This window comes from Streptomyces sp. SID5643, from assembly GCF_009872555.1.
Taxonomy (GTDB): Bacteria; Actinomycetota; Actinomycetes; order Streptomycetales; family Streptomycetaceae; genus Streptomyces; species Streptomyces iakyrus.
Window position 1 is genome coordinate 43649 of the sequence record NZ_WWIC01000133.1, and the last position, 24139, is coordinate 67787.

At 70.9% G+C, this 24139-nt stretch carries 18 protein-coding genes and 2 pseudogenes; 10 read left to right on the forward strand and 10 right to left on the reverse strand.

What is annotated here, in order from left to right; all coding sequences use genetic code 11:
- Nucleotides 1–14: 14 nt before the first annotated feature.
- The 3 genes and pseudogenes from GTY56_RS16595 to GTY56_RS16605 all read left to right on the forward strand — a co-directional run bounded on the left by GTY56_RS16595 (nt 15) and on the right by GTY56_RS16605 (nt 2362).
- On the forward strand, nt 15–227 hold the full coding sequence (locus GTY56_RS16595) for an MbtH family protein (protein WP_161366163.1): 213 nt from the start codon (nt 15–17) through the stop codon (nt 225–227).
- Between the two features lie 8 nt (nt 228–235).
- Nucleotides 236–1810 (forward strand): annotated as a pseudogene (locus GTY56_RS16600) (amidohydrolase).
- 30 nt (nt 1811–1840) lie between these two features.
- Nucleotides 1841–2362, forward strand: a complete 522-nt coding sequence (locus tag GTY56_RS16605; protein ID WP_524540111.1) for a GNAT family N-acetyltransferase — start codon at nt 1841–1843, stop codon at nt 2360–2362.
- On the opposite strand, the gene argB is transcribed toward GTY56_RS16605, so the two are convergent.
- Nucleotides 2349–3236 (reverse strand): acetylglutamate kinase, encoded by an 888-nt coding sequence (gene argB, locus GTY56_RS16610; RefSeq protein ID WP_161366164.1) that lies wholly within the window; start codon nt 3234–3236, stop codon nt 2349–2351. The genes GTY56_RS16605 and argB overlap by 14 nt on opposite strands.
- Before the next feature lie 349 nt (nt 3237–3585).
- On the opposite strand from argB, the gene GTY56_RS16615 reads away from it, so the two are divergent.
- Both GTY56_RS16615 and GTY56_RS16620 read left to right on the forward strand, forming a co-directional pair.
- Complete coding sequence (locus GTY56_RS16615) at nt 3586–4455, forward strand: ATP-binding cassette domain-containing protein (RefSeq protein ID WP_346345500.1); 870 nt, start codon at nt 3586–3588, stop codon at nt 4453–4455.
- The gene (locus tag GTY56_RS16620; protein WP_161366166.1) at nt 4452–5111 is read left to right on the forward strand and encodes a hypothetical protein; all 660 of its coding nucleotides are present in this window, start codon (nt 4452–4454) and stop codon (nt 5109–5111) included. Before GTY56_RS16615 ends, GTY56_RS16620 begins: the two co-directional genes overlap by 4 nt.
- A gap of 643 nt (nt 5112–5754) precedes the next feature.
- On the opposite strand, the pseudogene GTY56_RS16625 reads toward GTY56_RS16620, so the two are convergent.
- The 3 genes and pseudogenes from GTY56_RS16625 to GTY56_RS16635 all read right to left on the reverse strand — a co-directional run.
- A pseudogene (locus tag GTY56_RS16625) lies at nt 5755–6804 on the reverse strand (threonine aldolase family protein); the annotation flags it as partial.
- Nucleotides 6805–6873: 69 nt separating this feature from the next.
- Nucleotides 6874–7110: a hypothetical protein gene (locus tag GTY56_RS16630; protein WP_161366168.1), complete on the reverse strand. Its 237-nt coding sequence runs from the start codon at nt 7108–7110 to the stop codon at nt 6874–6876.
- A 472-nt stretch (nt 7111–7582) separates the two neighbouring features.
- Nucleotides 7583–8101: an ABC transporter substrate-binding protein gene (locus GTY56_RS16635; protein ID WP_237524883.1), complete on the reverse strand. Its 519-nt coding sequence runs from the start codon at nt 8099–8101 to the stop codon at nt 7583–7585.
- 319 nt (nt 8102–8420) lie between these two features.
- Here GTY56_RS16635 and GTY56_RS16640 point away from each other — a divergent pair, with 319 nt between their 5' ends.
- Both GTY56_RS16640 and GTY56_RS16645 read left to right on the forward strand, forming a co-directional pair.
- Complete coding sequence (locus GTY56_RS16640; protein ID WP_161366169.1) at nt 8421–8756, forward strand: metalloregulator ArsR/SmtB family transcription factor; 336 nt, start codon at nt 8421–8423, stop codon at nt 8754–8756.
- Nucleotides 8756–9466, forward strand: coding sequence for a cation efflux transmembrane domain-containing protein (locus GTY56_RS16645; protein WP_161366170.1), 711 nt, complete (start codon nt 8756–8758; stop codon nt 9464–9466). Before GTY56_RS16640 ends, GTY56_RS16645 begins: the two co-directional genes overlap by 1 nt.
- 171 nt (nt 9467–9637) lie before the next feature.
- On the opposite strand, the gene GTY56_RS16650 is transcribed toward GTY56_RS16645, so the two are convergent.
- From GTY56_RS16650 to aztB, 5 genes are all read right to left on the reverse strand, one after another.
- Nucleotides 9638–12670: a glycoside hydrolase family 2 TIM barrel-domain containing protein gene (locus GTY56_RS16650; RefSeq protein ID WP_161366171.1), complete on the reverse strand. Its 3033-nt coding sequence runs from the start codon at nt 12668–12670 to the stop codon at nt 9638–9640.
- A 307-nt stretch (nt 12671–12977) separates the two neighbouring features.
- On the reverse strand, nt 12978–14177 hold the full coding sequence (gene aztD / locus GTY56_RS16655) for a zinc metallochaperone AztD (RefSeq protein WP_161366172.1): 1200 nt from the start codon (nt 14175–14177) through the stop codon (nt 12978–12980).
- A gap of 95 nt (nt 14178–14272) precedes the next feature.
- The gene (aztC, locus tag GTY56_RS16660) at nt 14273–15232 is read right to left on the reverse strand and encodes a zinc ABC transporter substrate-binding protein AztC (RefSeq protein ID WP_161366173.1); all 960 of its coding nucleotides are present in this window, start codon (nt 15230–15232) and stop codon (nt 14273–14275) included.
- Nucleotides 15229–16458, reverse strand: coding sequence for a PQQ-binding-like beta-propeller repeat protein (locus GTY56_RS16665; protein WP_161366174.1), 1230 nt, complete (start codon nt 16456–16458; stop codon nt 15229–15231). Before GTY56_RS16665 ends, aztC begins: the two co-directional genes overlap by 4 nt.
- Nucleotides 16459–16478: 20 nt before the next feature.
- Nucleotides 16479–17336 (reverse strand): zinc ABC transporter permease AztB, encoded by an 858-nt coding sequence (gene aztB / locus GTY56_RS16670; RefSeq protein ID WP_161366175.1) that lies wholly within the window; start codon nt 17334–17336, stop codon nt 16479–16481.
- 14 nt (nt 17337–17350) lie between these two features.
- On the opposite strand from aztB, the gene aztA reads away from it, so the two are divergent.
- The 3 genes from aztA (at nt 17351) to GTY56_RS16685 (ending at nt 23006) form a co-directional block, all read left to right on the forward strand.
- Nucleotides 17351–18094 carry a zinc ABC transporter ATP-binding protein AztA gene (aztA, locus tag GTY56_RS16675; RefSeq protein WP_161366176.1) on the forward strand — a complete coding sequence of 248 codons (744 nt, stop codon included), beginning with the start codon at nt 17351–17353 and terminating at the stop codon, nt 18092–18094.
- A 329-nt stretch (nt 18095–18423) separates the two neighbouring features.
- Nucleotides 18424–21261 carry an RICIN domain-containing protein gene (locus GTY56_RS16680; protein ID WP_161366177.1) on the forward strand — a complete coding sequence of 946 codons (2838 nt, stop codon included), beginning with the start codon at nt 18424–18426 and terminating at the stop codon, nt 21259–21261.
- A gap of 29 nt (nt 21262–21290) precedes the next feature.
- Nucleotides 21291–23006: a ThuA domain-containing protein gene (locus GTY56_RS16685; RefSeq protein ID WP_161366182.1), complete on the forward strand. Its 1716-nt coding sequence runs from the start codon at nt 21291–21293 to the stop codon at nt 23004–23006.
- Between the two features lie 100 nt (nt 23007–23106).
- On the opposite strand, the gene GTY56_RS16690 is transcribed toward GTY56_RS16685, so the two are convergent.
- A partial coding sequence (locus tag GTY56_RS16690) for an arabinofuranosidase catalytic domain-containing protein (protein ID WP_161366178.1) occupies nt 23107–24139 on the reverse strand: 1033 nt, incomplete at its 5' end.

Below are 24139 nucleotides of genomic sequence, written 5' to 3' on the forward strand. Positions count from 1 at the left end.
AGGAGGCGCAGCGCATGAGCACCAACCCCTTCGACGACAACGACGGCCGTTTCCTGGTCCTGGTGAACGACGAGGGTCAGCACTCCCTCTGGCCGTCCTTCGCCGAAGTGCCCGGGGGCTGGACGGTCGCCTTCGCCGAGAACACCCGCGGGGCGTGCCTGGAGTACGTCGAAACCCACTGGACGGACCTGCGCCCCCGGTCCCTCGCCGCATCCCAGGACGCCTGACACCGCCGATGCTGTGCACCAGGCTGACCAACGCCCGTTTCCTCACCATGGATCCGGACCATCCGGTCGCTCATGACCTGGGCATCTGGCAGGGCCGGATCGTGGGCCTCGACGAGGCCGTGACCTCCCTGCCCGCCCGGGAGGTCGTCGACCTGCACGGCGCCACGGTGCTGCCGGGGTTCATCGACGCCCATGTCCACCTCGCCTGGACCGGGTTCAAGCAGAACACCCCGAGCATCGCGGGCCTCACCCGCGTCGACGACGTGCTCGCGGTCGTCGCCGACGCCGTCGCCCGCACCCGGGACCCCGGCGCATGGGTGAGCATCGCCGGCTACGACCAGAGGGCCCTGGGCCGCCATCTGACCGCCGCCGACCTGGACCGGGTCGGCGACGGTCGCAAGCTCTACCTGCTGCACGACTCAGGGCACGGCTGCGTGGTCAACACCGCCGTCCTGGACCTGCTTCCCACCGGCACCCCGCACGAGAACGGCTTCCTCGCCGAGCAGGCCATGGGCGCCGCCCGCGCCCTGCGTCTGCCGCACTCCTAGGCGGACCTGGCGGAGGCGATCGGCCGCGCGGCCCGCACCTGCCTCACCGAGGGCGTCACCGCCTGCGCAGAAGCGGGCATCGGCGGCGCCCTGTTCGGCCACAGCCCCGTCGAACTCGGCGCCTACCAACTCGCCCGGGACACGGGCCTGCTGCCGCTGCGCGTCCAGCTCATGGTGTCGGCGGACCGGCTGAACCCGGTCACCGCGCACGAGAGCGACGGCATCGCGAGGGCCCTCGACCTGGGCCTGCGCACCGGGTTCGGCGACGACCGGCTCTCCGTCGGCGCGCTGAAGGTCTGGACCGACGGCGGGATGATGGCCCGGACGGCCGCGCTGACCAGCCCGTACGAAGGGCTCGACCACGCCGGGCAGTTGCAGGACGACCCGGACACGCTCACGGACCTCATCGTGGACGGCCATCTCGCCGGCTGGCAGCTCGCCGTGCACGCGATCGGCGACCGCGCGGCGGACATCGCCCTCGACGCGATCGAGCGCGCCCAGCGGATCCGGCCCCGGCCCGGGGCACGCCACCGCATCGAACACGCCGGACTGATCCGGCCCGACCAGCTCCCGCGCATGGCGCGGCTCGGCGTCAGCGCGGTCGTCCAGCCGAACTTCCTGCGCTGCTTCGGCGACGACTACGCCTCGATCATGGGCGAGGAACGAGCGCCCTGGCTGTACAGGGGCCGGGCCTTCCTGGACCACGGCATTCCCCTGGTGGGCAGCTCCGACCGGCCGGTCGCCGACGGATCGCCCCTGCGCGCCGTCCAGTTCATGGTCGAGCGTGCCTCGGCGTCCGGGCAGCTCATCGGACCGGACGAAGCCATCACCGTCGATGAGGCCCTGTACGCCCACACCGTGGCCGGTGCCCGCGCCTGCCGCTGGGACGACCGCCTGGGCAGCCTCACCCCCGGCAAACAGGCCGACCTGGTCGTCCTCGGCGACGACCCCCGGAGCGTCGACACCTCACGCATCGGCGACATCGAGGTGGTGGAGGCGTACGTGGCCGGCTGCCCGAGCCGTCCGTGCGACTGATCCCCGGTCCGGAACCGAGGAAGGAACCCCTTGACCACGGCCATGCCGCGCCCCGCCGCGCCGCCACGCGCCCTTGACGCACCGACCCCCGCGCTGCGCACCGCCCGCCCGGAGGAGGCCGCCGCCCTCGCCGCCCTGTCCCGGCCCTTCGTGCGCTCGGGCGCGCTGCGCGAACGCCCCGTGTCCCTCTACGCCGCCCACGCGGCCGACTTCCTGGTCCTCCAGGCCCCTGACGGCACGCTCGACGGCTGCGTGGGCCTGCACGCCTACCCCACGGACGCGCGGGAGGACGGCGAACTCGCGGGCGTCGTCTACAACTTCTGCGTGGCGGCACACCGGCAGGGGAGCGGCGCGGGAGCCGGGCTCTTACGCGCGGTGCTCGTCGAGGCACGCGTCCGCTCGCTCGGCGCCCTGTTCACGGCGACCACCGGGAGCGCCGGACTGTTCCTCCGTCACGGCTTCACGCCCACGACCGCTCACCGTGCGCCGCGGACCTGGGCGCGCTCCCTGGACCCGCGGCGCGACGTACGCGTCCTGATCAGGACCTGGTGACGGCGTCGGGCACCACGGTGGTGCCCGGGCTGGTCTCGGCGAGGACACTGTTCAGCACCGCGTGCGGCACGCGCCCGTCCACCACGTGCGCCGTGCGCACCCCGCCGCGGACGGCCCGCAGACAGCCCTCCATCTTCGGCAGCATGCCGCTGGCCAGCCCGGGTAGCAGTCCGTCCAGCGCGCGGGCCGTCAGACGCCCGATGACCTCGGTACTGCGCGGCCAGTCCGCGTACAGCCCGTCGACGTCGGTGAGCATCACCAGCCGCTCCGCGTCGAGGGCGACGGCGAGGGCCGCCGCCGCGAGATCGGCGTTCACGTTGTAGACCTGCCCGTCCGCGCCGCGGGCCACGGGGGAGACGACGGGGATGTGGCCCTGCTCCAGCAGTGCGCGCACCATGGCCGGGTTGACGTCCACGACGTCGCCGACGAGACCGATGTCCACGGTCTCACCGCCCACGCGGGCCTGTCGCCGCACGGCCGTCATCGTGTGCGCGTCCTCCCCCGTCAGGCCCACCGCGAAAGGACCGTGGGCGTTGATGTGCCCGACCAGCTCCCGCTGGACGCGCCCCGTCAGCACCATGCGCACCACGTCCATGGTCTCGGGGGTGGTCACCCGCAGCCCGGCCTCGAACCGGCTCTCCAGCCCGAGCCGGTCGAGCATCGCGCTGATCTGCGGCCCACCGCCGTGCACGACGACCGGCCGCAGACCCGCGTGCCACAGTTCCACCACGTCCTGGGCGAAGGTCAGTTGAAGCTTCGCGTCCACCATGGCGTTCCCGCCGAACTTGACGACGACCACACTGCCCCGCAGCTCTTCGGGCCAGGGAAGTGCCCGGGCGGACGGATCCCCGCTTCGAGCGGTTGTCACGGTCACGTGGGGACTCCGTTTCGTGGCGGGGCCGGGCGGGCCCGGGCCAGGGGAGCTCGATTTAGCTTAGCCTAACCTAAGCGTGTGCCCGTGTGGGCGGGAAGCGGTCGAGCGCCGTCCGGTGCGACCCGTGGCATCGTGGCAGCCATCGCCGACCAAGGGCTCGGCCCGGCGCGGGGCTGAGCATCTGCCGGTGCGCCGAAGGGCGCACGCATGCACCGGGGAACGGGAGGTCTGCCGGTGTGACCTGCGCCAGGTCGTGCGCTTGTGCGTAGCGGCTCATCGGCACCTTGATCTGCGGGCATCCAGGGTCGCGACAGCGGACGGAGGACGTCACTTGTTACAACTTCGAGCAGTGTGCAAGCGCTATGGCCGTGGCGACTGGATTCTCAGAGACGTCGATGTGGAGGCCCCGGCCGGAGAGGTCGTGGCCTTCGTCGGCGGGAACGGTTCCGGGAAGTCCACACTGCTGCGGATCGCGGTGGGGCTGTCACGGCCGACCGCGGGCAGGGTGACCGCCCGGCCACCGGTCGTGGGCTACGTCCCCGATCGCTTCTCCCCCAACGAACGTATGTCGGCCGTGACTTACCTGACACACATGGGCCGCGTACGCGGTCTGAGTACATCGGCCGCCTCGTCGCGGGCCCACCGGCTGCTGGACCGGCTCGCCCTGGTGGGCGGCAAGCAGGCACCGTTGCGGAGCCTGTCGAAGGGCAACGCGCAGAAGGTCGCGCTGGCTCAGGCCCTGCTGGTGGAGCCGGGGCTGCTCGTCCTGGACGAACCGTGGTCCGGGCTCGACGCGGACGCCCACGGCGTGCTGGCCGAGATCATGACCGAGGTCGCGAGTACCGGCGGCACCGTGCTGTTCACCGACCACCGGGAGTCGGTGACGCGAGCACGTGCCACGCGGACCTACTTCGTCAGCAAGGGCCGGATCACGTTGCGGGGCCCGGAGTCCCGGCCGAGTGAGTACCGCCCTTCGGCTGACGTCGTCCTGAGCCGGTTACCGAGTGGCCCGGTGCCGAGCGACCTGGCCTGGGAGGAACTGGACGGTGTGCTGGCGGTGAGCCGGGATGTGCCGTGGGTGAGGCTGAGAGTGACGCGCGAGAGCACCGACGCCCTGCTGTACACCGCACTGCAGCACGGCTGGTCCGTCGAGCAAGTGACAGGGACGGTGCTGAGTCACCGCAACCCGGACGTCGCAACCAATGGAGACATGCGGTGATCGCTCTCATCCGCTACACGTTCGCGACCGTGGTGCACACGCAGCGCTACCTCGCACCCCTGCTCCTGTTCATGGGTCTGATGGGGGTGCTGACCGTCAACGGCAGCGGTCCACTGCCCCCCGCCTACGCCTCTTCCGCCGGTGCGTTGTTCGTCTGCTCGACCTGGCTCACCGTGGCGCTGATGAGCCTGGACGACCCCACGCAGCGGGCGATCGTCGTCGTCTCGTCCGGCGGCCGGTCACTCAAGGTGCTGCTGGCGGCGGTCGGGACGGCGCTGCTGAGTTGTCTGGTCCTGATGGTCTTCGGCTTGCTGTTTCCGTTGTGGTTGGGAAGCTACGACGTCACCGTGGCCGATCTCGTCCTGGGAGTCGAAGCCCAGCTCACGTGTGCGCTCGTGGGCATCGCCATCGGCGTGCTGTGCTCTCGGCTCGTCTTCAGGCGACAGGGATACGCACTGGTGGCCGCGCTCGCCCTGGTGATGGGCGCCCTCTTCGCGAAGGGCATGCCCCCGGTCAACCGGCTGTTCACCCTCATGTCGACGACACCCGACGCGGCGGACCTGCTCGCCCCCACGAGCGGCCTGCTCCTGACCTCCGCCCTGCTCCTGGCTGTTTTCACGACCGTCACACAGTTCGTCGCCGCACGCAGGGAGTAGGCCGCCGACACCAGGGCCCGTCGCTGCCAGAGGTCGGACATCTGCTGTCCAACAAGACCGTGCGCAACCACATCCGTGGACGGGGGGCGAGGTGCTTGGGCCGGAATGGGCTTGCGGTCCCATGAATCCAGGCGCCTGGAACCTGGTGTGAAGCCGTCCGAGAGATTGCGGCAGCAGGACGTCTGCGTGGCGGTTTCCACTTCCTCGCGACGCTGGACGGACGGGTCCGCGCGCAGGGTTCGCTCTCCTCGGCTCGGCAGATCCCGTACGCCAGGACCGGCGCCCGGGTCATGGCGTGCGACAGTCCCCGTCCGCTCGCCGAGCTCGCGGACGGATACATCGACCCGGACGTCCACGCGCGCCACGGACAGCCTGATCCGAGGCGTTCACAGTCGCTGGAGCGTAGCCGGACGGCAGCTGATCAGTGGCGGTCTCTTCGAGGCTGCCCTTCGGCGCCAGGGTGCTGGCCCGGCCTCCCGGACTTCCGCCGTCGGCTACCTCGTCCTGCGGTTCGCGGAGAAGGCAGGCTCATGCCCCAGCGCTTCGATCGTCTCCTCCATCTCCCGGACCTTCGGCGCAGTTGCACCAGTTCCTCGCGCTCCGCCACGGACAGCGCGCCCGCCGGCCCCTGGTCTCGCTCCGCCGCCAGCTCCTGCGCGATCGCCGCCGCGAACGCGTCCACGTCTTCCTCGGTGGTGTCGAAGGAGGTCATCCAGCGGACCTCGCCGGCCTGTTCGTCCCAGGTGTAGAAGCGGAACCGCTTCTGGAGGCGCTCGGTGACGGCCGGCGGCAGCACGGCGAAGATCTGGTTGGCCTGCACCGGGCGGGCGATCTCCAGGCCCGGCAGGTCGCGCACCGCCTCGTACAGCCGCTGGGCCATCGCGTTGGAGCGGGCCGCCGAGCGCAGCCACAGGCCGCCGCCGAGCAGCGCCTCGAACTGCACGGACAGGAAACGCATCTTGGAGCCCAGCTGCATGCTCGTCTTGCGCAGGTGGGCCATGCCGCGCACCGCGTCCTCGTTGAGCACGATCACCGCCTCGCCGAAGAGCAGGCCGTTCTTGGTGCCGCCGAGCGAGAGGACGTCCACGCCGGCGTCGGTGGTCATCTCGCGCAGGGACGCACCGAGGGTGGCGGCGGCGTTGGCCAGCCGGGCGCCGTCCAGGTAGACGAGCATGCCGTGGCCGTGCGCGTGGTCGCAGATCGCACGGATCTCGTCCGGCGTGTAGCAGGTGCCGAGTTCGGTGGACTGGGCGATCGAGACGACCCGCGGCCGGGCCCGGTGCTCGTCCTCGAAGCCCCACGCCTGACGGTCGATCAGCTCAGGAGTGAGCTTGCCGTCCCATGCGGGCACCGTCAGGAGCTTGATCCCGGCGACCTTCTCGGGCGCCCCGCCCTCGTCGACGTTGATGTGAGCCGACTCGGCGCAGACCACGGCGTCCCAGCGGTCGAGCATGGTCTGGAGCGCGACCACGTTCGCGCCGGTGCCGTTGAAGACCGGATACGCCTGCGCGGTGGGGCCGAAGTGGCCGCGCACCACTTCCTGGAGGCGCTCGGTGTAGACGTCGGCGCCGTAGCTGACCTGGTGGCCGCCGTTGGCCACGGCGATCGCCGCAAGGACCTCGGGGTGCGCCCCCGCGTAGTTGTCGCTGGCGAAGCCGCGCTCGGCAGGGTCGTGTCGTCGCTGTACGGTCATGGTGCTCGCCTACTTGTTCCGGTCGGACGGGTGTGACATCTGTGGTTCGGACGGGTGCCGGCCGGCCGGTCAGGCCGCAGTCGGCTCCGTCCGCGCGCGGGCCTCCTCCAGGCCGCGCACCAACGGCGGCGCGGCGAGCCCGAGCAGGGCGAAGAGCGCAGCGAGGACCAGCCAGCCGGTGCCCGCCACGCCGACGACCAGGGAGGTCATCAGCCACGGCCCGGCGAACTGCTGGAACCCGCGCCCCAGGGAGAACACCGCCTGGTACTCGCCCTGCCGGCCCGCCGGGGCGAGACCGAAGGACACGCCCCAGCTCGCCGACGACGAGCACCAGCGCGCCGCCCGGCAGGGCCACGCCGTCCAGGAGCGCGCCGTGCCCCCCGCTCGCCGCGAAGACCAGGCAGGACGCCCCCGGCGCCCACCCGGCCCAACGCAGCATACGTGCCGCCCCGGCCGGAGTTCGCGCGCCCTTGCTGACCGTGACCTGGAACAACAGCACCAGGACGGTGTCCAGGATCAGCAGCCCCGACACGAGCGGCGCGGGCGCGTCGGTGCCGGTGACGATCCACAGCGGCAGACCGGCCGTCAGCAGCTGGTGCCACAGCTCCAGAGCGCCGCTCACCTGCGCGACCGCCACATAGCGCACGGCCCCGCTGTACGTCGTCATCAACCGCTCCGGCGACCCGGCCGCCGAGCAGGTGCGGCAGGAATCCCGGTACGTGGCGGGCGGGCAGAGCCGCGGTCCTGGAGACCTCGGCGGGCGCGCTCCAGGCGCCGCTCACCGACGCGCTAGCGGGCACCTCGACCGCCCTGTACACCACGGTCCTCGCCAACGCCGCCCTCCAGCTGGTCTCCGCCGCTGTGGGGCTGCCTTGCACGTGCCGGTGAGCTTCGTGGTCCTCAAGGGGCCGGTTCCGGTTCCGATCGGGTTTGCGGTGCCGTCCTTGGCGTACGCCTTCTTGGAGAGGATGGCCGACACCGGGCTGGCAAGGCGCAGCGGAAGTACCGGGTCGGCGGCTTTGGTGTTGATGGTGACCGTGTCGGCGTCGTCGTCCTTCGCGGTGAAGGTGACGTCGCTGAGGACGCGGGGCTTGGGCATTGCGGCGTCCGCATGGTCGAGGGCGTTGACGGCGGACTCGGCGGCGACCGGCGTGCCGTCCTGGAACGTGGCCTTGCGCCACTCGAAGGTCCAGGTGGTCGGGCTGTTCTGCTTCCAGGACTTCGCCAGCGCGGGGGCTGCGGCGCCGTTCTTGCCCAGGACGGTGAGCCCTTCGCCCACGGCGAGCTTGCCCAGCAAGGTCGCGTCGTCGCTGGACGGGGACAGTGCCTGCGCCGGCGGCCGGGCGAGCGCGACCCCGAGTCGCTCTCCAGATCCTCCTTCAGTGCCCCGTGCCCGTGCCCGTTCCGTGCTCGCCGGACACGGAACAGCCTGCGAGCAGCGGGTGAGAGCGAGCCATGCAGACACGCCGGAGGGTCGTACGTACCGGAGGTCCTGTCGCGAAAGTGCGGGTGGTCTGAGCCCCTGCGTGCCGATGGGCGGGCATGGAAACAGCCTCGTCCGGAGCGAGAACAGTCCAAGATTTCCTGAATTCAGGAAACCCTGTACTGTCGTGGGTGTGCTGACCGTTGCCTCCGACATCGATGTGCTGGCCCGCTTCGGGCGCGCGCTCGCCGACCCGATCCGCTGCCGGATCCTGCTCGCTCTGCGCCAGGCCCCCGCCTATCCGGCCGACCTCGCCGACGCCCTCGGTGTCTCCCGCACCCGCCTGTCGAATCACCTGGCCTGCCTGCGGGACTGCGGGCTGGTCGTCACCGTGCCCGACGGCCGCCGCACCCGCTACGAACTCGCCGACGAACGCCTCGGCCACGCCCTGGACGACCTGCGCACCGCTGTGGTGGCCGTCGAGACCGCCCGCACGTGCGTCGACGCCGACGACAAGGGGTGCTGCTGATGACCGCGGTATCCCTCGGGCCCTCTCCGGCCCGCCGCGAGGTCCTCGCCGAGCGCATACGGCTGCTGGTGGCGGCCACGATCACCTACAACGTCGTCGAGGCGGCCGTCGCCATCACCGCCGGCGCCCTCGCCTCCTCCACGGCTCTGATCGGCTTCGGCCTGGACTCGGTCATCGAGGTCTCCTCCGCTGCCGCGGTCGCCTGGCAGTTCTCCGCAGCCGACCACGCCGTACGAGACGCGCGCGAGCAGCGCACCCTGCGGATCATCGCGCTCTCGTTCTTCGCCCTCGCCGCCTACGTCGGCGTCGATGCCGTCCGTGCTCTGACGGGCACCGGCGAAGCCGAACGGTCCATCCCCGGCATCGTGCTCGCCGTCCTGTCGCTGGCGGTCATGCCCTTCCTGTCCGCCGCCCAGCGCAAGGCCGGCCGCGAACTCGGCTCCGCCTCCGCGGTCGCCGACTCACAGCAGACCCTCCTGTGCACCTACTTGTCCGCCGTACTCCTGGCCGGCCTGCTCCTCAACGCCACCCTCGGCTGGTCATGGGCCGACCCGATCGCAGCCCTCGTGATCGCCGTCATCGCCGTCAAGGAAGGCCGCGACGCCTGGCAGGGCAAGGGCTGCTGCGCGGCGTCCACTGCCGCAGCGGCACCGAAGGCCGACGCCGGCACCGATGTGTGCGGCTGCCGGCCGGGCTGCGACTGCTGCTGAGCGCACCGCCAGCCGGGCTTGCGACCGGTACCCAGGTACAGGTTCGACGCCGGAGACGTCCCCGCCCGTCCCGGGCGCGAGACGACGGCGGGAGGGGGGGACGGTGACGATGATGGGATGGCGGGGCAACGCTGGAACCGGTCCGCCCGCGTGGGCCGACCGGTCCCGGTGTCATGGGCGATGGAAGGGCGTGAGGTCGAGGGTGAAGTCGGCGGCGCCGAGTTCGAGGCGGTGCTGGGGCAGGACGCCGGGGCCGCATGCGGCGCTCCCGACGCCCTGGACGGCGTGGTCGGTGTGCAGGTGCACGAGAGGACCGGGGGTCAGCTCGGTCTGGTGCCGGGCCACGTCGAGCTGCCGGTCGGTCCAGCGGCGGGCGGAGAGGTGGAAGAACTCCTCACCCCGGACGTGGATGGCGCCGGAGCCGTCACTGACCTCGGCCCACCGTACGTCCGCGCGGTTGCCGTTCTCCTGCGGGCGCACGTAGGGCGTCTGCATCTGCTCGACGGTGGTGTGGAACCGTCCGACGCGGACCGCTTGCCGGGAGTCCGGGTAGGCCTCGCCGGGGCCGGCGCCGAACCACGCGACCTGTGACCAGTCGGCGGGGAGCTGCCAGTCGAGACCGATCCGGGCCAAAGAACGGGAGGTGTTGCGGCGCAGAAGTTCCCGGTGCTCTTCGGGCGGCAGACCGGGGTCCACCATGGTGTCGGCGAAGGTGTCCGCCCGCTCGGGCCAGTGGCCGACCGGTTCGGTGTGCACGTGGAGCCGCACGCCGGTCCCGTCGCTGGTCCAGCGGTAGGTCGTCAGGTAGCCGCAAGGGACGGCGGCCGCGGCGCTGCGGACCACGACGGTCAGGCCCTCGGCGTCGGGCGTGACGGAGACCGTGCGGTGGCGCAGCCGGTCCAGGCCGCGATCCTTCCAGTAGGTCGCGTCGCGCTGGGACCAGCCACGGTCGTTGTCGGTGGGTGCGCGCCACAGGCCCAGTGTGGGGCCCTGCAGGGGCAGTCCGTCGAGGTCGAGGAGGCTGCCGGTGGCGTGGTCGAACCGGCCGGGCCCGAGCGTGATGAACCCGTCCGCGGCGTGCGGGCCCAGCAGGGGTGCGTACGAACGGTCGCGGCCTGGTGCGGAGAGCTGGAGCTGCCCCCAGGCGATGACGTGGCCCTCGGGTGCCCAGTCGGCGGGCTCGTCCGGCTCCGCCTGGACGGTGAGCCACAGTTCACCACTGTCGCCGTCCTCGGCGGCGGCATGCAGGGCCGGCGCGGGCAGCGGCAGTTCGACGCGGTCCCCCGGGGTCGCCTTCGGCGTCGGCAGTGTGCCTGCGGCGAGTTCGACGCCCTCGCGCGCGAGCGACCAGGTGAAGCGCAGGTGGGAGAGGTCCAGGACCTCGAAGCGGTTCTCGATGCTCAGCGTTCCGGGCTCGCGGCCCGTACTGATGCGGACGGGGGCGATGACCTTGGCGTACTCCAACAGCGCGGGCGAGGGGGTGCCGTCGGGGAAGACCAGGCCGTCGCAGCAGAAGTTGCCGTCGTGCAGGTCCTCGCCGAAGTCGCCGCCGTACCCGAAGAACTCGCGGCCCCGGGCGTCGCGCGTGCGCAGCCCCTGGTCCATCCACTCCCACACCCAGCCGCCCTGCACCCGTGGGTACTCGTCGACGAGCTGCGCGTACTCGGCCAGGGCGCCGGGTCCGTTGCCCATCGCGTGGCCGAACTCGGTGAGGAGGAAGGGCATGCGGTTGCGCGGATCGTCGGCCGGGTCGCCGGAGCCGGCGCACGCCGGGTAATGGATCTCGCCCGGGAGCAGCTGCCCGCGGCCGATGCGGGCGACGGCCGCGGGCGGGCGGTACATCTGGCCGTGGACGTCGGTGTACTCGCCGAGCCGGTCGGCCTCGTAGTGGATCGGACGGGAGGGGTCGCGTCGGTGTGTCCAGTCGGCCATCGCACGCAGGTTCTGGCCGTCGCCGGCCTCGTTGCCCAGCGACCACAGGATGATGCTGGGGTGGTTCTTGTCCCGCTCGACGGTGCGCTCGATGCGGTCCAGGTAGGCGCCGCGCCAGCGCGGGTCGTCGGAGGGGTTGCGCTCCCACATCGTGGCGTCGGCGTACTCGAAGCCGTGGGTCTCCAGGTCACATTCGAGCGTCACGTACAGCCCGAGCTCGTCGCACAGGTCGAGGAAGGCCGGGTGCGGCGGGTAGTGGGCGGTGCGGACGGCGTTGATGTTGTGGCGCTTCATCAGCTCCACGTCGCGGCGCATGGCCTCCGGGGAGAGGGCGCGGCCGTGGTCGGGGTCGAACTCGTGCCGGTTGACGCCGCGCAGCAGGACGCGGCGCCCGTTCACCCGCAAGACGCCGCTCTCGTCGATGGCGATGGTGCGGAAGCCGAACCGCACCCGCACGCGTTCGCTGCCGGTGGCCAGGTGTGCCTCGTACAGGTGCGGGTCCTCCGCGCTCCAGGGGCGCACTGCCGGGAACCGGAACTCGCCGTCGGCCGGCTGTTCGTGGAGGCCGAAGGCGGGGACGCTGATCCGCACGGGTGCGTCCGTGTCCACGTCCACGCGCAGCCGCCCCTCGCCGGTGGCGTCGTCGTAGTCGGCGTGGACGAAGGCGTCCCGGATGCCGCCGGCGGGGCGGGCCAGCAGTGCCACGTCGCGGAAGATGCCCGACAGGCGCCAGGTGTCCTGGTCCTCCAGGTAGGTGCCGGCGGAGAACTGGTGCACCCGCACGGCCAGCAGGTTGCGGCCGGGCCGTAGCAGCGCGGTCACGTCGAACTCGGTCGCCAGGCGGCTGCCGTAGGTGACGCCGAGTTCCGTGCCGTTGAGCCAGACCCGGGCGCAGGAGTCCACTCCCTCGAAGCGCACGACCACCGGCACGCCCTGCCAGGAGTCCGGCAGGTCGAAGACGCGGCGGTAGTCACCGGTCTCGTTCTCCTGTGGGACGAAGGGCGGGTCGAGCGGGACGGGGTAGGCGATGTTGAGGTAGACGGGCCGGCCGTAGCCGCGCAGCTGCCAGTGCGAGGGGACCGGCAGGGCGTCCCAGGAGCCGTCCTCGAACTCCGGGTCCTGGAACCCGTCCGGCTCGGCCCGCAGCGCCGACGAGAACCGGAACGCCCACTGCCCGTTGAGGTCGATCCGGGGGGCGTCGGAGTCGAGGACCGCGCGCGGCTCCAGCCGCCCGTGGCCGGGGTCGAAGTCCTCGAAATAGCGTGCAGGCATGCCGAATCCTTCGGACGGGCTCGGGTGGTGCGCGCGAACGTACTATCGAAGGCGCGTTGCGGGAAGACGCTCCCGCCTCTGAGGTCTCGACGGCCGCCGCCGGCCCGGAAGCCCGGCTGTTCGGCCTCGATCCCGGCACGCTGCTCCACTCACGGCTCTGGCAACTCGGGCCCCCGTGGGTCGCGTCTCCCTTCGGCAGGTCCCAGGTGACGAGTCTGCTCCGGACCGCCTCGTCGAGACCGCGGGCACCGGCGCGGCAGCGACAAGCCGGTGCCCGGTGTGGGGCGGTCTCACCGAGGTCTGGGGATCAGTGGCCGGTGACGACGCCGGAGAGTTCGTTGGTGCTCTTCGGCAGGATCACGGACTTGACCTTCTTGCCCGATGCGATGTCGACGGCGTGCAGTTGGCGCTTGCCCGGTTCCGAGACGTACGCGGTGTTGTCGCGGACGAAGAGGGTGGGCCGGGGCTGCTGCCAGTCCAGCGGCTCCTGCCACTCGCCGACGACGGGGATCTTCTTGTCGACCTTGCCCGTTTCCGGGTCGATGACGTGGAGGGTGCCGTTCGTGCCGAGGACGAGGGCCTCGCCGTGGGGGCCGCGGCCGAGGGAGCGGAAGGAGTAGCTGGTGCCCAGGTCGACCAGGCGCAGTTTCGCGGTCTCGGTGTCGATGAGGGAGATGCGGGTGGGCCGCTCCAGTTCGGCCTCCGGGTCGGTCTTGTAGTCGCCCAGGAGGATGGGTGAGGTGTCGCTGCCGCGCTGGTTGCCGATGCGGCCGTAGTCGTCGGGAGCGTCGACCTTGGTGAACTTGCCGTTCCTGTAGAGCAGGAGGCCGTCCTCGCAGCCGATGCCGACGGCTTCGCCCTTGGCGGCGGCCTCGCCGTGGACGCCGGGGCAGTTCTCGTTGCGCTTGATCTCCTTGTTGTTCTTGTCCAGGACGAGGGCGCCGGTGCGCTTCTCCTCGGTGCCGAGGGTGGTGAGGAGTTCACCGTTGGTCAGTTCGATGGCGACGCCGTGGTGCGGTTCGGCGGAGGTGTAGGTGCGGCCTTCCGGCTTCTTGCCGGCCTTGAGGTCGGCGGGGTCCAGGACGTTGACCTCGCCGGTGCCGTCGGTGAAGAGCACCGTCTTGCCGGCGTGCTGGACGACGTGGCCGGGCTTTGCGCCCTTGTACTCAATGCCGGTGAAGGTCTGCTCGGCGGCGTTCAGGACGCGGAAACCGGCGTCGGTGGAGACCATGACGTGGGAGTCGTCACCGGCGGGGTTGAGGCGGTTGAAGCCGGGCAGCTCGATCGTCCTGGCCAGCTTCAGGCTCTCGCCGTCCAGGACGTACAGTCCGCCGTCGAACGTGGCGACCACCGGGTCCTTGACCGCCACGGCCTTGGCGCTCGGCGCAGCCTCGGCCTTTGCGTCGGAGGGGGAGCCGTCCTCTCCTCCGCAGGCGGTCAGGACCGCGGAGGCCGCCAGGGCGAGGGCCGTGGCCGTGAAGGCTCTGTTGCGTATGGACTTGTTCACCGGTGAGTTCCTTTCTGCGCCGCGCGGGTGCGGCAGTGGATGGGGGTGTGCTTGAGCGACCGGTCGGCCGGGTTTCATGTGCGGGGCGGGCCGGCTCAGGCGCCGGTCAGGCCGTCGGTCATGGCGGTGGTGTTGGCGCGCATCATCTGCAGGTAGGTGCCGGCGCCCTTGCCCTTTTCGGTCAGCGACTCGGAGTAGAGCTCGATGACGCGCACACCGCCGCCCAGTTCGGTGCGCAGGACCTCGGCCAGCCGCTTCGGCTGGGAGGAGTCGGCGAACACGGTCTGTACGCCTGCCTTGCTCATGGCCTGGGTGAGGGAGCGCAGGTCGGAGGAGCTGGGTGAGGCCAGCGTCGTGCCGCTGGGGATCACCGCGCCTATCACCCGGAAGCCGAAGCGTTCGGCGAGGTAGCCGAAGACATGGTGGTTGGTCACCAACGACCGCTGCTTCTCCGGTATGCGGTCGAAGGACTTCTCCATCCAGGTGGCGAGGTCGGCGAGTCGGTCGTCGTAGCGGTCGGCGTTGGCGCGGACCGTCTTCTCGTCGACGCCGTCCACGTGCTCGACGACCTGGTCGGCGATCAGGCCGGCGGCCTTGCGGACGCGGTCGGGGTCGGTCCAGAAGTGCGGGTCGGGCTGCCCGGCCTCCGCCTCGGGACCACCGGCGCCCTGCGCCTGGAAGGTGAGCGGGTCCGCCGCCTTGCCGGCCTCGAAGGTGGCCACCCCTGCCTCGCGGGCGGACTCCACGTGCCGCAGCACGTTTTCCTCCAGTCCAAGACCGTTGAAGACCACCAGGTCGGCACGCTCCAACTCGGCGGCCTGCACGGCCGACAGGCCGAAGGAGTGCGGGTCGGCGTTCGGCTTCATCAGCACGGTGACGTCGGCCTCGTCGCCGACGATCTCCTGGGTGATGTCGCCCAGGATGTTGGTCGTCACCACGACCCGGGGCCTGTCGTCGCCGCCCGCGCAACCCGTGCCAGCACCGGCCAGTGCGAAAGTGAGCAGGAGCAGTAGGAGGGTGCGCGGCCGCCGCGACCCACGCGTCCGCGGGGTCATCGTCCGGTCTCCGCCATCAGGGCCGGCTCGATGTCCAGGTCGAAGGTGCGCGCGAGGCGCAGGTTGTCGTTGTAGTCGATCTCGTACACGCGTTTGCCCTTGGGGTCGTTGAGGTAGGCGCGGCTGCGGTCGACCTCGATGACCGGTGGCGCATCCTTGTCGGTACCGGTCCCGGAGGAGCCCGTCACCAGCCGCTTCGTCTTGGAGACCTGCTTGCCGGTGGCGATGTCGTAGCCGTGGAGTGCGCCGTCGGTCTCCAGGACGACAAGAACGGAGCCTTCGCCGGCGGTGTTGGCGGAGACGACGGGCCCGGTCTTCACCCTTGCCCACGTGCGCTCGCCGACGTCCAGGACCCACACGGCCCGCTTCCCGGCCGGCGCCGTGAGCGTGTCGCTGCCGGGCCGGTGCCGGAAGGCCGTGGCCCGTTCCGCCTCGGGCACGTCGCTGCCGTACGGGATCTTCTCGGCGGTGAAGGTGCCGTCGTCCTCACGGACGAGCAGGGCGCCGTCGGCGCAGCCGAGAACGACTCCGCGCCGGGTGACGGCGTCGCCCCGGGGGGTCTCGCACCCCTGGTCCGGCGACGCGGACCGCTCGCCCTGACGGTCGTAAGCCATGACCTTCCCGTCCTCCGTGACACTCAGCAGGTGCTCCGCGTACGGCACGACGGCTCCCGCGTGCCTCCCGGGAAGCCTGCGGGCGGGGCCGACCTCGCCCTGCTCCAGACCGGCCCGGCGGTAGATCCTGGCCCGGCCCTCCTCGTCGGTCACCGCTGTGACGGCGGCATCGCTGCGGACGCGGGTGCCCGGGCCTCCGGGCATCCGGCCCACGTCGCGTATCGCCGCGCGGTAGTAGTGGACGTGGTCGCCGTGGTCCACCATCCAGGCGCCGCCGTCAAGCACGTGGATTCCGTCCGCGGCGTGGAAGTAGCCGAAGCGGCCGTCGGTGGTGAGGTCGGTGGTGCCCGTGGCCCGGGACACCTTGTGTGTCGTGCCGGTGATCAGATCGAGTACCCGGGTTCCGCCTGTGGCCGGGTCGTTGAGCAGCAGCCGGGACTGCTGCTCGGCCTTCTCCTGGGCGCCCTCGACGTAACCGTGCGGAGCGGAGGCCGAGGAGGCGGCCTTCGGGGCAGACGCGGTGTCGTCGTGGCTCGCGCAACTCGTGGTGAGCAGGGAGATCGCCGCGAGCGCGGCGGGCGCCCAAGGTATGACGTTGGTTCGGTCGAGCAAGGGGATCGCCTCAGGTTCTGTCAGTCGGTCGCCGTGGCGTGAGCGCCGAGGAGGCGCGCACGGCTGCGGTGGCGGACAGCGGATGCCAGGTGGGAGAGGAAGAACAGGCTCACCGCCAGGCCCGAGACGGTCGCGCCGGCCGCGGTGCTCAAGTGCCAGGACAGCAACAGGCCGCCGAAGGTGGCGGTCACGCCGAGCAACGTCGCCAGGACCATGACACCCCGCACGCTGCGCGCCCAGGGCAGCGCTGCGGCCGGCGGAGCTATCAGCAGGCCCAGCACCAGCAGCGTGCCCACGATGTGGAAGGAGGCGACGATGGCCAGCGCCAGCAGTCCGAGCAGCACCGCATGAGCCAGGCGTGGGCGCAACCCGAGTGTCTGGGCCTTGCGTGAGTCGAAGGCCAGGGCGAGGAAAGCTCTGTGGCCGAGGACCGAGACGGCCAGCGCCAGCAGCAGCGCCGCGCCCAGCAGCAGCAGGTCCTGCTCGCGGACGGCGAGGACGTCACCGAAGAGAAACCCGGTCAGGTCGACCGCGAAGGACTGCGAGCGCGACACGATGATCACGCCGAGCGACAGCATCCCCACGAACAGCAGGCCGATGCCCGTGTCCTGGGACAGCCTCGGCGTGCGGCCCAGAGCCGTGACGCCGACCGTCATGACGGTCGCGCTCAGCAGCGCTCCCAGCAGCAGGTTGCCGCCGAACAGCGCGGCGAGCGCGACTCCGGGCAGCAGCCCGTGCGACATGGCGTCGCCGAGGAAGGCCATTCCCCTGAGCACCACCCAGGTGCCGGCCAGGGCGCAGATCGCCGACACCAACATTCCGCCCCACAGGGCCCGCTGCACGAAGGTCACCTCGAAGGGACCCGTCAACCACTCCATGTAAGCGGACTATAATGAAAACCATGTTCAAAGCACAGGGGGCCCCTCCCGCAACCGCCGGGGTCCGGACGTCCCGGGTCCGCTTCACGGAGCTCTCCGCCGGATACCCCAGCCACCCCGTCCTTCATCAACTCGACGCGGAAATACCGGCGTTGGCGATCACCGTGCTCGTCGGCCCGAACGGCAGCGGGAAGTCCACCCTGCTCGGAGTCATGGCCGGAGTGATCCGGCCCACATCGGGCCGGGTGCACCACCTCGGCGACCGGCCGCCGGCGTTCGTCCCGCAGCACAGCGCCGTCACTGACGCACTGCCGCTCACGGTCAGGCAGGCAGTGGAGATGGGGCGCTGGGGTGACCGCGGCCCGTGGCGCCGACTGACCCGACAGGACCGTGCCACCGTGGACCAGTCCATGGAGAGGCTCGGCGTCGCCCACCTCGCCGCCCGCCAACTCGGGGAACTCTCCGGCGGACAGCGGCAGCGCGCCCTGATCGCCCAAGGGCTCGCCCAGGAGTCGGACCTGCTCCTCCTGGACGAACCGACCACCGGCCTGGATCCCGAAGCGAGGGACCGGATCGCCACGCTGCTGAGGGAGCTGGTCGCCGACGGCAGGACCGTCGTCCAGGCCACCCACGACCTGGAAGCCGCACGCTCGGCAGACGCCTGCCTCCTGCTCCGCGAGGGCCGGCTGGCGGCGCAGGGAAACCCCGGGCAACTGCTCACCGCCTCGACACTCGCCCGGATCTGGCAACCGCTGTGAGGTGATGACCCTGACGGCGCCGACTCCTGACAGGGCTCGCGACTTGTTCCACAACAGACCAGAAGTCTGCCTGGTCCGGAGGGAAGTATGGACATGCTGCGCCGAAGCCCTCTAGCCTTGTCGGTGTACCGTCACGGTCGTCGATGTGACCCGACAGCGCGGCAACCATCGACTTCTCCTGTTTCCGAGCTGTTGCCCCCGCTCGGCGTAGTGGCCTGCTGAAGTACACACCCTGCGGGCCGAGGCGGCGACATCCCGCTACGGCATCGGCGCGGCAGCGCGCGCCCCAAGCCTGGCAGCCACCTGTTCAGGAAGGGGTTTGCATTGTCATGTTCATGAATATCAGGCGTCCCGCGCGTTGGCAGGCCATCGGTTCGGCTCTGCTCCTGGTCGCCGCCGCTCTCATCGCCACCTTGTCCAGCGCGACCCCGGCCTCGGCGCACCCGATCAACCCCGCCGACTTCCAGCAGGTCCAACTGGCCCGCGGAGTCGCGGAGGTCGGTGAGCCGATGTCGCTGGCCGTACTCGCCGACCGGTCGGTGCTGCATACCGCCCGCAACGGCACCGTGCGCCGCACGGACGCGGGCGGCACCACCAAGGTGATCGGCACCATCCCCGTGTACGCGCACGACGAGGACGGGTTGCAGGGCATCGGCGTCGACCCGGGTTTCGCCACCAACCGGCACATCTACCTCTACTACGCCCCGCCGCTGTCCACACCAGGAGGCGACGCACCCACCACCGGTGCCAACTGGTCGGCGTGGCAGGGTGTCAACCGGCTTTCCCGGTTCACGCTCAACGCCGACTTCACGCTCAACCAGTCCAGCAAGGTCGACATCCTCGACGTGGCGGCCGACCGAGGTATCTGCTGCCACGCCGGCGGGGACATCGACTTCGACGCGGCGGGCAACCTGTACCTGTCCACGGGCGACGACACCAACCCGTTCGAGTCCGCCGGATACTCCCCGCTCGACGAGCGGACCAACCGCAACCCGGCGTTCGACGCGCAGCGCACCGCCGCCAACACCAACGACCTGCGCGGCAAGATCCTGCGGATCAAGGTGAACGAGAACGGGTCGTACTCGATCCCGGCGGGCAACCTGTTCCCGCCCGGCACGGCCAGGACCCGGCCGGAGATCTACGCGATGGGCCTGCGCAACCCGTTCCGGATGAGCGTGGACAAGGCCACCGGCACCGTCTACGTCGGCGACTACGGCCCCGACGCCGGTGCCAACTCCGCGCGCGGCCCGCAGGGCCAGGTCGAGTTCAACCGCGTCACGGGCCCCGGCTTCTACGGCTGGCCGTACTGCACCGGTACGAACACGACCTCCGAGACGTACGCCGAGTGGGACTTCGCCACCAACACGGCAGGCGCGAAGTACAACTGCTCGGGCGGGCCGACGAACAACTCGCCCCGCAACACCGGCTTGACTACCCTGCCCCCCGCCAAGGCCGCCTGGATCCGCTACGGAGGGGAGGCCGGCAGCCCGCCCGCGTTCGGCGGCGGCTCGGAGTCCCCGATGGCGGGCCCGGTGTACCGGTACGACCCGAACGTCAGCTCGCCCACGAAGTTCCCGCAGTCGTTCGACGGGCAGTTCTTCGCCACGGAGTTCGGCCGCGGCTGGATCAAGCCGATCCACCTCAACGCCGACGGATCCCCGGGGACCATCGACAGCTTCCCGTGGACCGGCAAGCAGGTGATCGACTCGGCGTTCGGCCCGGACGGCTCCTACTACGTGCTGGACTACGGCACCGGGTACTACCAGGGCGACCAGAACTCCGCCCTGTACCGCTTCGACTACGTCGGCGTCGGCAACCGCGCGCCCACGGCGGTGGCCGGCGCCAACCGGACCTCCGGCACGGCACCGCTGACCGTGACGTTCTCCTCGGCCGGCTCGTCCGACCCCGAGGGCGGGGCACTGACCTATGCGTGGAGCTTCGGCGACGGCACCAGTTCCACCGCCGCCAACCCGACGAAGACGTACAGCACGAACGGCGAATACACGGCCACCCTGACCGTGCGTGACGCGCAGGGTGCCACCGGCACCGCCGACGTGCGCATCACCGTCGGCAACACCGCTCCGACCGTGACCATCAACAGCCCCGCCGCTGGGGAGATCTTCGCCTTCGGCGACACCGTGCCGTTCAGTGTCACCGTGACGGATCCGGAGGACGGCACGGTCGACTGCGCCAAGGTCAAGATGACGTACATCGTCGGGCACGACAGCCATGGCCACCCGGTCACCTCGAAGACCGGCTGCTCCGGCACCATCACCATCCCGGTCGACGGGGAACACGACGACGCGGCGAACATCTTCGGGGTCTTCGACGCCGAGTACACCGACAGTGCCGGGCTCACCGCGCACACGCAGCACATCCTTCAGCCGAAGCACCGGCAGGCCGAGCACTACAAGAACGCGTCCGGCATCGCCACCTTCGACAAGTCGACCGCCGAGGGCGGCAAGACCGTCGGTGACATCCACAACGGTGACTGGATCGCGTTCGAGCCGTACAAGCTGAACAACGCCACGTCGTTCAGCGCCCGGGTGTCGTCAGCCGGCGCGGGCGGCACGTTGCAGGTCCGGGCCGGCTCGCCGACCGGCACCGTCCTCGGCTCCGCCACTGTCCCGGTCACCGGATCGTGGACGAACTTCACCACCGTGGGCGGCTCGGTCTCCGGTGCGCCGGCCGGCACCACCACGCTCTACCTGACCTTCGCCGGCGGCTCCGGATTCCTCTTCGACGTCGACGCGTTCACCCTCGACACCGGCGGGGGCCCGGCCCCCGGTGCGGGTCCCGTCGTGGGGCTCGCGGGCAAGTGCCTGGATGTCCGTGACGGCGGCTCGGCGGACGGGACGGCGGTGCAGATCTCGTCGTGCACGGGCTCGGCGGGGCAGCGGTGGACGGTGACGCCCGGCTCGACGGTCAAGGCATTGGGCAAGTGCCTGGACGTCAGCGGCAGCAGCACGGCGGACGGGACGAAGGTCCAGCTGTGGTCCTGCAACGGCGGTGCCAACCAGAACTGGCAGGCGAACCCGGACGGGTCGCTGCGCAACCCGCAGTCGGGCAAGTGCCTGGACGTGTCGGGCGCTACCTCGGCGGACGGCACCCTCGTGCACCTGTGGACCTGCCACGGCGGAGCCAACCAGAAATGGACCCTGCCCTGATGCCTGTCACCAAGAAGGGAGCCACGGACATGCGCAGACATCCCCGAATCCTGCTGGGCGGGGCGGCGGCCACGACACTCGCCGCCCTGGCCCTCCTCGCACAGCCCACACCCGTCAGTGCCGCGGACACGCCCTACGACGTCCTCGTGTTCTCCAAGACGGCCGGTTTCCGGCACGACTCGATCCCGGCAGGGATCCAGGCCGTCCGCGACCTCGGAGCGGCGAACAGTTTCACCGTGACGGCCACGGAGGACGGCAACCACTTCACCACCGGCAATCTGAGCCGGTACGAGGCGGTGATCTTCCTCAACACCACCGGCGACGTCCTGAACGACGCCCAGCAGGCGGCGTTCCAGTCGTACATCGGATCGGGTGGCGGCTTCGTCGGCGTCCACTCGGCCGCCGACACGGAGTACAACTGGCCGTTCTACGGCGATCTGGTCGGCGCTCTTTTCGCCTCTCACCCCGCCGTCCAGCAGGCCGACGTCAAGGTGGAGGGGCGGGCGCACGCGGCGACCGCCCACCTGCCGCAGACATGGACCCGCACCGACGAGTGGTACAACTTCCGGACCAACCCCCGTGCCACCGCGCGCGTGCTCACCACGCTGGACGAGTCGTCGTACTCGGGCGGCTCGATGGGCGCCGACCACCCGCACACCTGGTGCAAGAGCTACTCGGGCGGCCGGTCCTTCTACACCGGCGGCGGGCACAGCCAGGCGTCGTACGCGGAGCCGGCGTTCCGGGCGCACCTGCTCGGCGGCATCCGGTACGCGGCAGGCCGGACCAAGGCCGACTGCCGGCCCGAGACCGGCTATACGAACCTCTACAACGGCTCGACCACCGGCTGGTCGCAGGCCGGCCCGGGCGGCTTCACCAACGCGGACGCCACCCTCACCTCGCACGGCGGCATGGGCATGCTCTGGTACAGCGCCCGGCAGTTCACCAACTACTCGCTGAAGCTGGACTGGAAGATGCCCGGCGACGACAACTCCGGCGTGATCGTCGGCTTCCCGCCGTCGAGCGACCCGCAGTCGGCACTGAACAACGGCTATGAAGTGCAGATCGACGCCACCGACGCGCCTGACCGCACGACCGGCTCGGTCTACGCCGTCAAGGCCCCGGACACGGCCGCCCGGGACGCGGCGCTCAACCCACCGGGCGAGTGGAACGCCTTCGAGTTGCTGGTGGAGGGCGAGCGGCTCCAGGTCTGGCTCAACGGCGTGAAGATCAATGACTTCACCGACACCGACCCCGCCCGCTCGCTCGCCGGCCACATCGGCATCCAGAATCACGGCACGGGGGACGACGTATCGTTCCGCAACGTCCGGATCAGGGAACTGGGCGGCGGCCCGACGCCCACCCCCGGTGCGGGTCCGGTCGTGGGGCTGGCGGGCAAGTGCCTGGATGTCCGCGGCGGCGGCTCGGCGGACGGGACGGCGGTGCAGATCTCGTCGTGCACGGGCTCGGCGGGGCAGCGGTGGACGGTGACGCCCGGCTCGACGGTCAAGGCGCTGGGCAAGTGCCTGGACGTCAGCGGCAGCAGCACGGCGGACGGGACGAAGGTCCAGCTGTGGTCCTGCAACGGCGGTGCCAACCAGAACTGGCAGGCGAACCCGGACGGGTCGCTGCGCAACCCGCGGTCGGGCAAGTGCCTGGACGTGTCGGGCGCCACCTCGGCGGACGGCACCCTCGTGCACCTGTGGACCTGCCACGGCGGAGCCAACCAGAAATGGACCCTGCCGTGAGCTGACGCGGCATGCCGGAAGGGCCACCTGCCATGGTGCGGTGGCCCTTCCGTATGGTTCCGCGTGTGCCGTTCATCGACGAACCATCAAGAGCGGCGAGTCAGCGGTAGCCGGCGGCGATGATGTTGGCCTGTACCGCGTTCTCGGTCACGTCGGACGGGTATCCGGACACCATCGCGCCCTCGTAGAAGGTGCCGGCGCTGAGGTTCGCGCCGCCGCCGGGCTTGCAGCAGTCGCCACCGCTGCCGAGGATGATGGCGCCCTGCTTCTTCATGGGGCTGTAGCCGGGCGGCAGCGCGCCGTCCCAGAGGGTGGTCAGGTTTCCGGTCTGGGCGTTGCCACCCTTGAGCGCGAAACGGCTCGTCCCGTTGTTCTTCAGCATCGCCGTCACGAACTTGCTGGTGAAGGCCCGCTGGTTCGGGTTCCAGGTCTGGCTGCCACCGGAGTAGAGCCCCCATTCGAGGTCGGCCTGGACCCAGGGGCCCCTGCCGGCGCACCCGCCGAACCAGCACTGGGTGCTGAAATTGATGGCGTCCATCGCCCCGGCCGCGTCGGCCGCCCGGGTCGTCTCACTGTTGCCGTAGTCGAAGCAGCAGCCGCTGTTGACATGGGTGCCGCTGGTCACCATGTACATGCCTTCGGGGGCGCTGCCGGTCGGCACGCCGGTCAGGTGGCCGTCCCGCCAGTAGCTGTTGCCCGGGTTGATGTAGAGCGAGTACGCCTTGCTGCCGCCGACCGCCAGCGACTCCGACGTGGCGATCGCCGGGCGGCTCTGGGTGGAGCCGGGGACCACACTCGACCCCTGGTACCACAGGTCGTTCCCGCGGCCGGACTGGTCGTAGACGACGGTGACGACACAGGTGGTGCCCGCGCAGAACGAGTCCTGCTGCGTCGCGTCGGCGGTGCCGCCCGCGCGCAGGACGCCGATGTTCCGGGTCGTGCTGTCGGACGAGCGCCTGACCTGGTAAAGGTTGCCGTTGTAGGTGCCGTAGAGCGCTCGTACGGTGCTGTGGGCGGCGATGCAGGGGGTGCCGCCCGAGGCGTAGATGTCGCACGTGCCCGCGCCGCCGGGCACCGGCGGGTCCGGCGGCGGGGTGGGCGAGTTCCACTGCTGGTTGGTGCCGCCGTTGCAG